A 14,976-nucleotide genomic window follows, 5' to 3' on the forward strand; every position below is an offset into this window, starting at 1 on the left:
GAAACCCATAAAAGTAAAGGCAGCAGTCTCAGAGGTAGAGAAGTTATTGAAAGACGTTTTGTAGGGCTCTCAATTTGGTAGGAGTATTTTCAAGTGAAATACATGGTCTTAATTGGGGATGGAATGGCTGATAGGCCTCTGAAAGAATTATCAGGAAAGACATGCCTTCAAGCGGCAAATACCCCAAATATGGATATGCTTGCATCTGAGGGCGAGGTGGGAATGCTGAGAACTATTCCTGAGGGGTTTCCTCCAGGCTCTGATGTAGCCAATCTATCTGTTTTGGGCTATGACCCATTAAAATATTACACTGGCAGGGCACCCTTTGAGGCTGCCAGTATGGGAGTGAAACTCGGTGAACGTGATATTGCATACAGGTGTAATCTCGTTACATTGAAAATTCTAAAGTCAGGCAAATCGCCACATGTCAGGGGTAGGGCCTTTATGGATGATTACAGCAGTGGTCATATCTCAACAAAAGAGGCAAAGCCGCTTATTGAGGAAATAAACCAGAAGTTAGGCAACAGTGAAATAAATTTTTATCCTGGTGTGAGTTACCGACACCTTATGGTCTGGAAAAATGGAGAATACAGTGTGGACTGCACTCCACCTCATGATATAACCGGCAAGGACATAGCGGATTATCTTCCGGTAGGTGATGGAGAAGATGTCCTGAGAAATATTATGATGTCGTCTGTAGAGATATTAGAATCACACCCTGTTAATAGGATCAGGGCGAGGAAAGGATTAAAACCCGCTAATAGCATCTGGTTATGGGGGCAGGGCAAGAAACCCAATCTACCTACTTTCAAGGGAAAATACGGGCTTAGAGGGGCTTTAATCTCTGCTGTAAACCTTACAAAAGGCTTAGGTGTCCATGCAGGCTTCAGTATAATTAATGTTAAAGGAGCCACAGGTTGGATTGATACTAATTATTACGGAAAGGCAAAGGCAGCTTTAAAGGCCCTGAAGACTGTAGACTTTGTGTATCTGCATGTAGAGGCTCCTGATGAGGCAGGCCACAGGGGAGATATAGATTTAAAGATAAAGGCAATAGAGGATTTTGATTTAAAGGTTGTCGGCCCCATAACGGATGGGATCACAGGCTTTAAAGATTATAAAATTTTGCTCTTACCTGACCATCCAACGCCAATCGAGGCGAAGACTCACACATCAGAGCCTGTGCCTTTTGTTATTTACAGGAGTGACAGGAAGGTAATCTCAAAAGCAAAGGGTTTTGATGAAGATATAGCGAATGTGCAGGGTGTGCTTAAATTCGAAGAAGGCTATAAGCTCATGGATTATTTTATTGGAGGAGAGTAGAAGCAAATTGGCATTGATTGTGCAAAAATATGGCGGCACTTCGGTTGGAGATATTGAGAGGATTAGAGCAGTTGCAAAGCGTGTGGTGGCAACTAAAAAACAGGGGCATAAAGTAGTAGTTGTTGTCTCTGCTATGGCAGGAGAAACCGATAAGCTTGTAAATCTTGCCCAGCAAATAACAGAGGTCCCTGACGAAAGAGAGATGGATGTGCTCCTGTCTTCAGGAGAAAGGGTAAGCAGCGCCCTTATGGTTATGGCTATACAGTCGCTGGGATTTAAAGCTATAAGCCTTACTGGCAGGCAGGCGGGTATAATTACTGACAGTGCCCATACAAAAGCGAGAATTGAGAGGATAACAACCGANNNNAAAGAGCTATTGCTGAAGATATGATACCGGTTATTGCAGGTTTTCAGGGAATAGATGAGTTTTCTGATGTTACAACCCTCGGAAGGGGTGGTTCTGATACAACTGCTGTTGCAATTGCTGCAGCCATTAATGCAGACCTTTGTGAAATTTATACAGATGTAGACGGTGTATACACAACAGACCCAGGCATGGTCCCCAACGCCAGGAAACTCGGTAAAATTTCCTATGAAGAGATGTTAGAGGTGGCAAGCCTTGGGGCAAAAGTGCTTCATGGTCGCTCTGTGGAGTTTGCAAAGAAATATAATGTTCCTGTTGTAGTACGCTCAAGTTTTAATAACAATTCAGGAACCCTCGTTACCAGGGAGGATAAAGATATGGAAAAAAATGTGGTGTCAGGGGTTGCATACGACAAAAACCAGGCCAAGGTTACGATTATGGCTGTGCCTGATAAACCGGGGATAGCTGCCAAGCTTTTTAACTCTATTGCCAATTCAAATATAGTTGTTGACATGATTGTGCAGAACATAAGCAGCGACGGGAAAGCCACTGATATCTCCTTTACTGTTCCGAGGACAGACGCAAAAAAGGCATTGAGAATTACCGAAGAAATAGCCGATGACCTCGGTGCAAAAGGCGTTGATATCAGGGACGATATTGCGAAGGTCTCTATTGTCGGCGTAGGTATGCGCTCTCATTCAGGCGTTGCTGCTAAGATGTTTGAGACCCTTGCCAGAGAGGGAATAAATATTATAATGATAAGCACATCTGAGATTAAGGTTTCCTGCGTCATTGAGGCCAAATACACAGAGCTCGCTGTGAGGGTCTTGCATGAGGCATTTGGCCTGGCAGAAACAAAATAAAGGGGGGCTTTTGTCCCTGAGAATACAGTAAAACTAACAAGATAGATAGGGAAGGCTGGTGAAGAATTTCTATACGACACCTTATAAAAAAAGACGTTATGGATTTGACAAAAAACATTGAAACTAAAAGGCTAAAACAGAATATAAATCCCGATGCTTCGGGATAGAAATTCTGAGACTGCCTTCCCTATCTCTATGTTGGGAAACATTTAGGAATAAACACAATGCGTCAGATTGAAATCTATGATACAACCTTAAGGGACGGTGCCCAGGCAGAGGACATCTCTTTCTCTGTTGAGGATAGACTCAGGATTGCTGAAAAGCTGGACGAATTTGGTGTGCATTATATCGAGGGTGGATGGCCTGGCTCTAACCCGAGGGATGCGGAGTTTTTTAAAGAAGTAAAAAAACTCAAATTTAACATATCTACGATTGTTGCTTTTGGCTCTACTCACAGGGCAGGGCATAAAGTTCACGATGACCCGAACATAAAGGCCCTTATTAATTCTGAGACCCCTGTAGTTACTATTTTTGGGAAATCATGGGATTTTCATGTAAAAGAGGCGCTGAAAATATCCCTTTCTCAGAATCTTGAACTTATCCACAACTCTGTTGCTTATCTTAAAAAAAGAGTTGACAGGGTATTTTTTGATGCTGAACACTTCTTTGACGGATACAAGTCAAACCCTGAATACGCTATTAAGGCTTTAAAATCAGCAGAGTCTGCAGGAACTGACTGCCTGGTTCTCTGTGATACTAACGGAGGAACATTACCTACAGACCTGAGGGCAATAATGGGTAAAGTGCTGAAAATGGTAAAGACTCCGGTTGGTATACACGCGCATAACGATGCCGAATGTGCAGTTGCAAACTCCATAATTGCTGTTGAATTAGGCGCTATACAGGTGCAGGGCACAATGAATGGCCTGGGCGAGAGATGCGGCAATGCCAACCTGTGCTCTGTAATACCGAACTTAAAGTTAAAGCTTAACTATGATTGCATAACTGGTGAACAATTAAGGAAATTAAAAGAGGTTTCACGATTTGTTACTGAGATTGCAAATTTAAGGCATTTCAAGCGGCAGCCATTTGTCGGTGATAGTGCTTTTGCCCATAAAGCAGGGATTCATGTAAGCGCTGTCCAGAAAAGGCCTGAGACTTACGAGCATATAAAACCCGAACTTGTTGGCAACTATCAGAGGATACTTATCTCTGACCTTGGAGGCAGGAGCAATATATTGAGAAAGGCAAAGGATTTTGGAATAGAGTTTAAACCTGACTCCCCACAGGTTCAGGAAATAGTAGGTACTTTAAAAGACCTCGAAAATCAGGGTTTCCAGTTTGAAGGTGCTGAGGCATCATTTGAACTCCTGATGAAAAAAACCATCGGCCTGCACAGGAGATTCTTTGATCTGATAGGCTTCAGGGTAATCGTTGAAAAACGGAAAGAAGGCGAGGAGCCGGTGAGTGAAGCCACAATAATGGTCAGGGTGGGCGGTAAGGTAGAGCATACTGCTGCAACAGGCAATGGCCCTGTTAATGCCCTCGATAATGCCCTGAGAAAGGCCCTTGAAAAATTCTATCCTGCGCTAAAAGAAGTAAAACTTATTGATTACAAAGTAAGGGTTTTAGCTCCTGGCAAAGGCACTGCTGCCAGGGTAAGGGTTCTAATTGAATCAGGAGATGATAGCCGAAAATGGGGAACCGTAGGGGTCTCTGAAAATATAATCGAGGCATCCTGGCAGGCCCTTGTAGACAGCATTGAGTATAAACTCCTTAGAGGCGCAGAAGAAAAAGAGCGAAAGGCTTAAGCATCCTGTTGAAAAAGTCTCTTTTCTGTCATTTCGAGCGAAGCGAGAAATCTTATACTCGTTAAGATGACACAACTGAGTAGTTTTTCAACAGGCTGGCAAAATTGAACCCTTAAGTTAGGACATACGCGAAACATTTAGGTTCAGGTTACAAAACCTGAACCCTCAAAATGAGGAATTAAATGATAGAAGAAATAGGCATAGTTATAAAAACAGAGGGTTTTATGGCGAAGGTTCTTGTTCAAAAAAGAGGCGTGTGTGAATCATGCCCTGCAACAGGCACATGCAAACCCTCAAATGAGGGTATGGAGATAGAGGCATTGAATCCCATAAATGCAAGGGTGGGGCAGACTGTTAAAATTGTTATGAAGCCCCAGGCATACCTTAAGGGCACAATCCTTGTTTACGGGCTCCCTGTAATTGCACTTATTGGCGGAGCAATACTTGGCAAAAACATTGGAGAGATGTATCTTAAAAATGTAAACTCAGACATTGTGGCTGCAATTATGGGGTTTGCCTGTCTGATAATAACCTTCATAATTATAAAGATCTGGGGCAAAAAAGCAGAGACAAAAGAAGAGTACAAACCGGTTATAGAGGAAATACTTTAGGAATTGAAATTTGAAGATTTTAAATTTTCAATTTTCAATCTTCAATCTTTTGTGGGGGAATCATGGTGAACTTTGATGCAGAAAAAATCAGAAATGTTGCAATAATAGCGCACGGAGGGGCAGGTAAGACCTCTCTTGTTGAGGCTATGCTCTTTGATGCAAAGGCAACTGACAGGATTGGGAAGGTGGAAGATGGAAATACCGTTACAGATTATGAGCCTGAAGAGGTAAACAGGAAGATTTCAATATTATCTGCTATTGCCTTCTGCAACTGGAATGGTTATAGAATTAATCTCATTGATACCCCTGGCTATACAAATTTTATCGAAGATACGAAAGGGTGTCTCAGCGTAGTTGATGGGGCAGTGGTAATAGTCAGTGCCCTTTCAGGCGTGAAGGCCGAGACAGAAAAAGTCTGGCAATATGCCTGCCAGTATGAAATACCGAGAATTGTTTTTATTAATAAGATGGACAGGGAGAATGCCGATTTTTATATGGCTGTTGGAGAGCTTGAGAAATCTTACGACACTCCTGCAATACCGCTACAGATTCCTATGGGGTCAGGCGAGAGTTTTGCAGGCCTCATTGATCTCTTAGGTATGAAGGCAATACGGTATCAAAATGGCCGGGCAACAGAGGAAGATATTCCGGCTACGTTTAAGTCCGAAGCTGAAGAGCACCGCAGGAAGCTTGTAGAGAGAATAGCAGAATGTGACGATGCCCTTCTCGAAAAGTATCTGGAAGGTGGAGAATTAACCATAGATGACATACAAAAGTGGCTAAGAGAGGGCTCCATTACAAGGAGATTCATTCCAGTAGTATGTGGGTCTGCAACTAAAAACATGGGGGTTCATCAGCTCTTTGATGCAATACTTTTATGTCTTCCTTCCCCTGTTGAAAAATCAAAGATAACACCGATTAACGGTAAAAACCCTAAAACCAGCCATGAAATTGAGCGAAGGCCTTTAGAAAATGAGCCCTTTTCTGCCAAGGTTTTCAAAACAATAGCTGACCCCTTTGCTGGCAAATTAAGTCTTTTCAGGGTCTTCTCAGGAGTTCTTAAAGCAGATTATACTGTTTATAACTCTACCCGTGACAGTAAAGAGAGGATTGGCCAGATTTTTTACCTTATGGGTAAAAAACAGATTCCAGCCCAGAAGGTTGGCCCTGGCGAGATAGCAGCAGTTGCAAAACTCAAGGACACCCTTACAGGCGACACCCTGACTGATGAAGGCAATCCCATACAGTTTGAGCCAATTAAATTCTCCGACCCTGTGATTTCTTTTGCTATTGCACCGAAGAGCAGAGGAGATGAAGAAAAGGTCAGCACAGGACTGCAAAGGATGCTTGAAGAAGATCCGGCCCTTAAATTCCACAGGGATGATGAGACCAAAGAAATGATTCTTTCAGGGATGGGGCAGGTGCATCTTGAGGTTACCCTTGAGAGGTTAAAAAGGAAATTCGGGGTTGAGGTTTTAATGAAGACCCCTAAAATCCCTTACAGAGAAACAATACGGTCTACGGCAAAGGCCCAGGGTAGATATAAAAAACAATCGGGAGGAAGAGGCCAGTATGGAGACTGCTGGATAACAATTGAGCCGCTTGAGCGAGGTACAGGTTTTGAATTTGTAAATAAAATAGTCGGGGGGGTGATACCGAAGCAATACATACCTGCTGTTGAAAAGGGTGTCATTGAAGCTATGCACGAAGGTGTGCTCGCTGGCTACCCTGTTGTAGATGCCAGGGTTACACTTTATGACGGCTCATATCATACAGTTGACTCCTCTGAACTTGCCTTTAAGATTGCAGGCTCCCTGGCGATAAAGAAAGCTGTGCCTGAGGCAAAGCCAACCCTCCTTGAACCGATAATGAAGATAGAAGTTATTGTTCCTGACGATTTTCTTGGAAACGTAATAGGTGATATCAATGGGAAACGGGGCAAGGTTCAGGGCGTTGAGCCATATTCTGGAGGCAACCAGAAAATCATGGCCCTTGTCCCGATGGCTGAAATGCTTACCTATGCAAACCAGCTCAATTCTTTAACCAGCGGCCGCGGCATCTATTCTATGGAGTTTTCCCATTATGAAGAAGTGCCTGCACATCTCAGCCAGAAGATTATAGCAGAGAGGGCAACTTTGAAGAAAGAAAAGACAGAGGAAAAGTAAAGATTTGCAAAATACTGAAACTTATGATATAAGCAAAACAGGAAGGAGTAGAACTTGGTAAATCAAATTCTTTTTGTGTTAATAACGATTGCCTTTTTAATTATGGTAGCATTCCTTATTCCAACAATTATCCAGTTAAGAAGAACTGCAAAGACTATAGATGAGTTCTTAAAAACCACCCAGCAGTCTTTAAAGCCACTTCTCGACAACCTTGATGGGACAGTTCAGACCACCAATAAGATAGCGCATGGGATTGAGGATTCCATTAGAAATATAAGGGATTTCGCACAGGCTGTAGGAAACATAGGGCGTCTGCTTAATGATATAAATAGACTGCTCAAAGGCACTGGTGCGTCTTTTGCGATTAAAACCGCAAGTCTTGGCGTTGCAATAAAGACTGCCCTCGGCGTTTTGGTCAAGGGTATTTTGAAAGGAGGCAAGTAATGAGTGAAGAAAGAGGTTTTTCCACAGGGAGCGTCTTTTTAGCATTCCTTATAGGAGGCGCAGTTGGTGCTGGTCTTGCATTATTGATGGCTCCACAGTCTGGCCGCGAAACCAGGCAGAAGATCAGAGAATTAACAGAGGACGTGAGAGAGAGAGCTGCTGATTATGCTCATCAGGTCAAAGGGAAAGTAGAGTCCACAGTAGAGAAGGGGAGAGGCTATGTTGATGAGAAAAAATCTTTAATTTCAACAGCAGTTGAGGCCGGGAAAGAGGCATATGAGAAGGAAAAAGAAAAGCTCTCTAAGGAACGGCAGGCTTAGCATCACTTTCGAATACAAAGAGACCGTTTAACCACAGAGGCACAGAGATATAAATTGGGAAATGAGAAATAGGAAATGGGAAGTTATGACTTCACTTCTTACTTCCTACTTCTCAGTTCTCAGTTCATTTTTTTCTCTGTAAACTCTGTGGTTAATGCATTTTCTGAGTTAAAATGTTGCCTCGAGAGAATTACCGGGGATATGCTGAATGAGACGCCTGAAATGGATTTTATCATCTATTTTTGTTCTCATTATAGTACTTGCATATATTTTATATCCCACAGATGAGAAGAGAATAAAAAAGGTTATAAATAGCGGGCAAAAGGCTATTGAGGCAGAAGACATTGATGGCCTTATGAAATATATTTCTTACAATTATCGGGATGATTATGGAAATGGTTATCTCCAGATAAAAACAATATTTCAGCATGTGTTCAAACACCTGAATGATATTGAAATTGAAAGGGATGCCCTGCGGATTACTGTCAACAATGACAGGGCAGAGGCTGAGTTCAATGTAAGGGTCATTGCCTCAGAAGGACAGGACAGGGGTTATATCCTGGGAGAGGCAGGCAGGGCTCAAAACATAAAGGTATCTCTGGAGAAGTCGCTTAATAAATGGCTGATAATGAGGGTTGAGGGAGTAAGGCTCGGCACGAGTCTCTGACCAGGTTTATAATTTTTTACATTTTGACATGTATTTTTAATTTTTATAGGTGTAAGGTATAGTTATAGTTTCCAATTTGCGGGTTCAGGTTGCAAACCTGAACCCGCGAGGGAAGACCCCAAAAGCTTACAAATAGTCGTCATTCCCGCGCAGGCAGGAATCCAGAAGAAGGCATGGGAACTGGATTCCTGCTCCCTGCTTACGACATGCAGGGACAAGCTTCGCAGGAATGACGTAAGTGACACGAATACATAAGCGGTAGTCGTGTTAATTTATATGCCTTTACGCAGGATTCAGTTTTAAATATATGAAAAAAGGTTTATAACTTTAATTTTCCCCGGGAGGTGTATTATGCTTGTAGAGTTCAGTATAGTCCCGATAGGGGTGGGAAGCAGTATCGGAGATCAGCTGGCAGAGGTGCTGAAGATCGTGGATACCAGTGGAATGCCTTATAAGGTAAACCCTATGGGTACGGTTGTGGAGGGCGAGTGGGATGCAGTTATGGGCCTTATTCAGAAATGCCACAAACGCATGATGGAACTGTGTGACAGGGCTATAACAACAATTTCAATTGACGATAGAAAAGGCAAGCCGAGCAGGCTTAATGAGAAGGTTGCATCAGTAGAGAGGAGGATAGGGAAGCCTTTAAGGAAATAGCATTTAGAGAGGAGGGTTCTAATGACTGAAAAGATTACCCTGAGTGTAATAAAGGCCGATGTAGGTGGATATGTTGGCCACACATGCGTCCATCCGGATATTCTTGAGGCTGCGAGGGATAAGCTTTCATTTGCGGTTGAAAAGGGTCTGCTGATTGATGGCCATGTCACCCGTTGCGGTGATGACCTTGAACTGATAATGACCCACAAAAAAGGCATAGATAATTCCGATATCCATAAGTTTTCATGGAATGTATTTCTTGAATGTACAGAAATAGCTAAAAAACTTAAACTCTACGGAGCTGGCCAGGACATATTAAGCGATTCCTTCACCGGGTCAGTTAAAGGGATGGGCCCCGGGGTTGCTGAGATGGAGTTTACAGAACGTAAAAGTGAGCCAATAATTATCTTTATGGCTGATAAGACCTCACCTGGCGCCTGGAATTTACCGCTTTATCAGATGTATGCAGATCCCTTTAACACAGCAGGGCTGGTTATAGATCCCTCAATGCATGAAGGTTTCAAATTCGAGGTTCTTGATGTATTCGAGCACAAAAGAATTTTCCTCTCATGCCCGGACGAAATGTATGACCTTCTCATGTTTATTGGAGCAATGAGGAGGTTCATGATAAAAAATGTTTACAGGAAAGACGGAGAAATCGCAGCATCTGCTTCAACACAGAAATTGAGCCTGATAGCAGGCCACTATGTAGGCAAAGATGACCCCGTCCTTGTTGTGAGATGTCAGGCAGGCTTTCCAGCAGTAGGTGAAGCATTAGAACCATTTGCCTTCTCACACCTTGTTGAGGGCTGGATGAGAGGCTCTCACCACGGCCCGCTTATGCCTGTTGCCTTTTATGAGGCTAACCCATCGAGGTTTGACGGCCCACCGAGGGTCATTGCAGCAGGTTTTCAGATTACTCACGGGAAACTCTTAGGCCCGCGTGATCTCTTTGACGACCCCGCCTTTGATGATGCAAGGAAAAAGGCCAATGAAGTAGCAAACTACCTCAGGCATCATGGCCCCTTCGAGCCCCACAGGCTTGGACTTGAAGACATGGAATATACGACAATGCCTCAGTTAATGAAGAAGTTAGAGGCACGGTGGGAAAAAGAGGGATAGTTTCTATGTCAAGACATATCGGCCTTGATGCAGGTTCTGTTAGCGTAAAACTTGCGGTTTTAGATACTGCTGGAAATATTCTTGAGACCAGATACAAGAGGCATAAAGGAAGGCCCCTCGAAACTGCCCTGGAACTCTTGATTGAAACTCGTAACCGAGCAGATTCCCTGAGCATTACTGGTTCAGCGGGTAAACTCATTGCAAATGCCCTGGGCCTCGAGCCCATCAATGAGGTAATAGCTCAAGCACATGCTACAAGAAATCTCTACCCCGAGGTCAGGAGTATTATTGAAATGGGTGGCGAAGACTCCAAGCTGATTGTCCTCGAGGATGGAAAGCTAAAAGAGTTTTCCATGAATTCTGTGTGCGCTGCTGGAACAGGCTCCTTTCTCGACCAGCAGGCAGAGAGGCTCGGGCTTACCATAGAGGAGTTTGGCGAGCTATCTTTAAAGTCTGAGACACCTCCGAGAATTGCCGGCAGATGCAGCGTTTTTGCGAAATCTGACATGATACACCTTCAGCAGATAGCAACCCCTGTGGAAGATATAGTGGCTGGCCTTTGTTTTGCCGTTGCAAGAAATTTTAAAGGCAGTATCTGTAAGAGTATTAAATTGCCTGAAACAGTAAGCTTTCAGGGAGGAGTTGCCGCAAATAGAGGCATGATAAGGGCGTTCAGAGAGGTCTTCGGTCTAAATGAGCTTTTGATACCAGAGCATTTTGCACTGATGGGTGCAATAGGTGCTGCCCTCAAAGATATGGAACAAGATGCTATCAGGCCTTATACGATTGAGAGATTAAAAAAATTTATTTCTGATTACAAGCATGAAGAGGCAGGGCACAGGCCTCTTTGCACGCACATCGAAGATTTTCAGAAAAGACACCTTGTATCATACCCGATTCATGTCGTGAATAAACAAGGGCGAGTAAATGCTTATTTAGGCATAGATGTGGGCTCCATAAGTACAAACCTTGCTGTTATAGATGAAGAAGGAAGACTCCTCTCAAAGAGATACCTGATGACAGCAGGCAGACCTATCGAAGCTGTGAGACAGGGGCTTAAGGAAGTAGGGGAGGAAATTGGAGATAAAGTAGAAATCCTCGGAGTGGGAACTACTGGTTCTGGCAGATATATGATTGCAGATTTCGTTGGGGCTGATATAGTTAAAAATGAGATTACAGCGCAGGCCACAGCAGCCATTGAGATAGACCCCGCAGTGGATACCATTTTTGAGATAGGAGGCCAGGATTCAAAATATATTTCCCTGAGAGACGGCATTATTGTTGATTTTGAAATGAATAAGGCATGCGCTGCTGGAACGGGCTCTTTTCTTGAAGAGCAGGCCGAAAAACTTGATATTTCAATAAAGGGAGATTTTGAACGTCTGGCCTTTGCTTCAGACTATCCATGCTCTCTCGGTGAAAGATGCACGGTCTTTATGGAGAACTCCCTCCTGGCAAGGCAGCAGAGGGGCGCATCCAAAAAAGACCTGGTGGCCGGACTCTCTTATTCGATTGTCCAGAATTACATAAACAGGGTAGTCGGTGATAAGAGAATCGGTGAGAAAATATTCTTTCAGGGCGGTGTAGCCTTTAACAAATCAGTTGTTGCTGCCTTTGAGAATTATCTTCAAAAGAAAATTATTGTGCCGCCTCATCATGATGTTACCGGCGCCATCGGTATGTCCCTTATTGCGATGAGACACATGAAAAGTCAGGGGTCAGGGGTCAGGAGTCAGGAGTCAGAAAAAGATAAAAGACTCACGACTCACGACTCACGACTCACGACTTTTAAAGGTTTTGACCTTTCAAAGAGGCCTTATGAAATAACCTCCCTTGGGTGTAAAGGTTGTGAAAACCTCTGTGAGATAAACCAGGTTAAGATTTCAGGAGAAAAAGAAGCGCTATTTTATGGAAGCAGATGTGAAAAATACGATATAAGACGCAGAGAAAAAACAGAAAAGTCCGACCTGTTTGTGGAAAGAGAAAGCCTCCTTGAAAAAGCGCACAACCAATATAAGGACAGGCTTTCCCGAAGCATCGGGATCAAGGCGAAAATCGGCATACCGAGGATTTTCTTTTTTAAGGAAAGTTTGCCTTTCTGGAGCACTCTCTTGTGGGAACTTGACTTTGAGGTAGAGTTATCATCTAAAACCAACAGACAGATTGTTAATAAAGGCGCTGAGGCAGTGCTTGCTGAGAGTTGTTTTCCTGTTAAAGTTGCTCATGGCCATATAATGGATCTGATAGAAAAGGGTCCTGATGCTATTTTAATACCGAGCTTTATCAATCTTAATACCCCAGGTGAGCCCTTCAAGCGCGGCTTTTCCTGCCCATACGTCCAGACAATGCCATATGTTGCGAGAGTTGCATTCGCTGATGCGAAAATACTAAGCCCTGTTATTAATTTTGAACTTGGCAAAGATTTTCTACTCAAACAATTGTATAAAACCTTAAAGGTATTTAAAGTCTCAATGAACGAGATTAAAAATGCATGCAATAAGGCCGAAGAAGCACAGAAAGAATTCATATCTTCGATAAAGAACCTGGGGAGAGAAGTCTTGCAGACCATCAATGACAAGACTATCGTCATTATTGGCCGCCCTTACAATGCCTTTGATCCAGGCGTAAATCTCGATATCCCCAGAAAACTAATGAACCTCGGCATTTTATCCATACCAATGGATTTTCTCCCTATCGAAGAGATTAACATCAATAAAAACTGGCCAAATATGTACTGGAGGTCGGGGCAGAAAATATTAGCCGCAGCAGAAATAATCAGGGAAAATCCAAATCTCTTTGCCCTTTATATCGGGAATTTTTCCTGCGGGCCTGATTCATTTATCCATCGGTTTTTCAAGGAATCAATGGGTGGAAAACCGTTTCTCCATATTGAAATCGATGAGCACAGCGCGGATGCAGGTGTGATAACACGGTGTGAAGCCTTCCTCGACAGCATTAATAGTATGAAAGAAATTCCCCGGAGACATCCCAAAAAGGCCAGAGCAATTTCGCTGACTGCAAATTCATCAAACAAGATAGTTTATATACCGAGGATGTCGGATCATGCCTTTGGCCTTGCTGCTGCTTTTGAATCGTGCGGCCTTGATGCTGAGGTCATGGATGCGCCAGATGCAGAGACTATAAAAATTGGAAGGCGCCATGTGTCAGGTAAAGAATGTTACCCGTGTGCCATCACAACCGGCGACATGGTAAAAAAGGCACAAGGCAGAGACTTCGACCCCGGAAGGGCTGCCTTTTTTATGCCATCAGGGACAGGGCCATGCCGCTTTGGTCAGTACAATGTACTGCATAGATTGGTCCTGGATGAAATAGGTCACCCTGACGTCCCTATTTTCTCACCTAATCAGGACTCTTCATTTTATAAAGAGCTCGGCATAGTCGGTAAGGATTTCACCAAAAAAGCATGGATGGGCATAATGGCCATAGAGCTCGCCATCAAATGCCTTCATGAAACCAGGCCCTATGAGATTAGCAGGGGTGAGAGTGATGAAACTTACAGGGAATATCTAATCAAGATTCCCAGAACAGTTAAAAGCCAGAACGGTGCCTTTTATGAGCTTCTGACCGAGATGCGTAACTCTTTTGCGAGAATATCTAAAACAAAGGATACAAAGCCAATCATTGGTATCATCGGCGAAATATTTGTCAGGCATAATGCCTTCTCCAACGAGGATATTGTCAGAAAGGTTGAGGCCCTCGGCTGTGAGGTCTGGCTTGCGCCTGTAGAGGAATGGCTTTACTATGTAAACTTGATGGCACTCCAGAAGGCATTGATAAAAAAAGACATCTCTGATATTATAACCATTCTTATTACAAGATTTTTTCAGAATGCCCGGGACTATCGTAAGCGCCCTTTTGAGAGGATTGAAAAACAATACTGATATTCCCTGTCTGAGCATTGCCTATGACGGGGCAGAGGCTACTGCCTCAGAGATACAGCTTGAAGCCTTTATACACCAGGCAAAAGAATACAGTAGACTCGTGATGAGAGACGAGAGACCAATTCAGAGACAAGCGACAAGAGACAAGTGACAAGTAAATATAATAACTCGTCACTCGTCACTCGTCTCTTGAAAAGTCGCTCGTCACTCGTCTCCATAAGGGGGTGAATAAGTGGGTAGTGTTGTAAAATGGCGTAAGAAAAAAATGAGCAAACACAAACATAAAAAGCTCCTCAGGAAGACCCGACACCAGAGGAGAAAATAAATAGCCTCAGGAGGCATGATGAAAGAGGTTGCATTGAAAGAGCGATTGAATCTTCTTGAGAAAGAGCTTAATACTCTTAGTGAAACCAGGGCTGATATCTATAAGCTTAAACAGGCTATTGATGATCTTAATTTAGAAATAAAGGGGTTAAAAGTTTTTTTAGGAAGGACCCATCCTGAATTTAAGAGAGAGTTTCCTGAGATTGTGAAAAAACTCAAGGGCTAAAACCTGGTAATTTTTATGCCGATGAAATTCGTGTCTTGAAGATACTTCTTAAGAAGGACTTTCCTGACCTCTCCTGAGTCCCTGCCTTTCTGGCCATTTGCATGAATCAGGTAAAGGTTATTTAATTCTTTTTTCACTATTCCTATATGGCCAACTATTTCTCCAACCTGACGCTTT

14 protein-coding genes and 1 pseudogene are annotated in these 14,976 nt (G+C 43.2%); 14 read left to right on the top strand and 1 reads right to left on the bottom strand.

The window, feature by feature from the left end; all coding sequences use genetic code 11:
* Positions 1-93: 93 nt before the first annotated feature.
* The 14 genes and pseudogenes from HZC12_00580 (at position 94) to HZC12_00645 (ending at position 14,799) form a co-directional block, all read left to right on the top strand.
* Positions 94-1,323 (top strand): cofactor-independent phosphoglycerate mutase, encoded by a 1,230-nt coding sequence (locus HZC12_00580; GenBank protein MBI5025231.1) that lies wholly within the window; start codon positions 94-96, stop codon positions 1,321-1,323.
* 7 nt (positions 1,324-1,330) lie between these two features.
* Positions 1,331-2,550, top strand: a pseudogene (locus HZC12_00585) (aspartate kinase).
* Positions 2,551-2,774: 224 nt separating this feature from the next.
* Complete coding sequence (locus tag HZC12_00590) at positions 2,775-4,361, top strand: citramalate synthase (protein MBI5025232.1); 1,587 nt, start codon at positions 2,775-2,777, stop codon at positions 4,359-4,361.
* A gap of 182 nt (positions 4,362-4,543) precedes the next feature.
* Entirely contained in the window at positions 4,544-4,972 is a 429-nt protein-coding gene (locus tag HZC12_00595; protein MBI5025233.1) for a SoxR reducing system RseC family protein, read from the top strand.
* Positions 4,973-5,034: 62 nt separating this feature from the next.
* On the top strand, positions 5,035-7,137 hold the full coding sequence (gene fusA, locus HZC12_00600; protein ID MBI5025234.1) for an elongation factor G: 2,103 nt from the start codon (positions 5,035-5,037) through the stop codon (positions 7,135-7,137).
* 54 nt (positions 7,138-7,191) lie between these two features.
* On the top strand, positions 7,192-7,581 hold the full coding sequence (locus tag HZC12_00605) for a DUF948 domain-containing protein (GenBank protein ID MBI5025235.1): 390 nt from the start codon (positions 7,192-7,194) through the stop codon (positions 7,579-7,581).
* Positions 7,581-7,901 carry a YtxH domain-containing protein gene (locus HZC12_00610; GenBank protein ID MBI5025236.1) on the top strand — a complete coding sequence of 107 codons (321 nt, stop codon included), beginning with the start codon at positions 7,581-7,583 and terminating at the stop codon, positions 7,899-7,901. Before HZC12_00605 ends, HZC12_00610 begins: the two co-directional genes overlap by 1 nt.
* Before the next feature lie 208 nt (positions 7,902-8,109).
* A complete protein-coding gene (locus HZC12_00615) occupies positions 8,110-8,568 on the top strand; it encodes a hypothetical protein (GenBank protein MBI5025237.1) in 459 nt (152 codons plus the stop codon).
* A 351-nt stretch (positions 8,569-8,919) separates the two neighbouring features.
* On the top strand, positions 8,920-9,225 hold the full coding sequence (locus tag HZC12_00620; GenBank protein MBI5025238.1) for an MTH1187 family thiamine-binding protein: 306 nt from the start codon (positions 8,920-8,922) through the stop codon (positions 9,223-9,225).
* Between the two features lie 21 nt (positions 9,226-9,246).
* Complete coding sequence (locus tag HZC12_00625) at positions 9,247-10,347, top strand: fructose 1,6-bisphosphatase (GenBank protein ID MBI5025239.1); 1,101 nt, start codon at positions 9,247-9,249, stop codon at positions 10,345-10,347.
* 5 nt (positions 10,348-10,352) lie between these two features.
* Positions 10,353-14,249 (top strand): CoA protein activase, encoded by a 3,897-nt coding sequence (locus tag HZC12_00630; GenBank protein MBI5025240.1) that lies wholly within the window; start codon positions 10,353-10,355, stop codon positions 14,247-14,249.
* A complete protein-coding gene (locus HZC12_00635; GenBank protein ID MBI5025241.1) occupies positions 14,233-14,400 on the top strand; it encodes a hypothetical protein in 168 nt (55 codons plus the stop codon). Before HZC12_00630 ends, HZC12_00635 begins: the two co-directional genes overlap by 17 nt.
* Positions 14,401-14,481: 81 nt before the next feature.
* Positions 14,482-14,574: an AURKAIP1/COX24 domain-containing protein gene (locus HZC12_00640; GenBank protein MBI5025242.1), complete on the top strand. Its 93-nt coding sequence runs from the start codon at positions 14,482-14,484 to the stop codon at positions 14,572-14,574.
* Between the two features lie 15 nt (positions 14,575-14,589).
* Positions 14,590-14,799, top strand: coding sequence for a hypothetical protein (locus HZC12_00645; protein MBI5025243.1), 210 nt, complete (start codon positions 14,590-14,592; stop codon positions 14,797-14,799).
* On the opposite strand, the gene HZC12_00650 is transcribed toward HZC12_00645, so the two are convergent.
* The coding region (locus tag HZC12_00650; protein ID MBI5025244.1) for a hypothetical protein at positions 14,796-14,976 on the bottom strand (181 nt) is incomplete at its 5' end. The two genes, HZC12_00645 and HZC12_00650, sit on opposite strands and share 4 nt — an antisense overlap.

It is taken from the genome of Nitrospirota bacterium, from assembly GCA_016214385.1.
Taxonomy (GTDB): domain Bacteria; phylum Nitrospirota; class Thermodesulfovibrionia; order UBA6902; family JACROP01; genus JACROP01.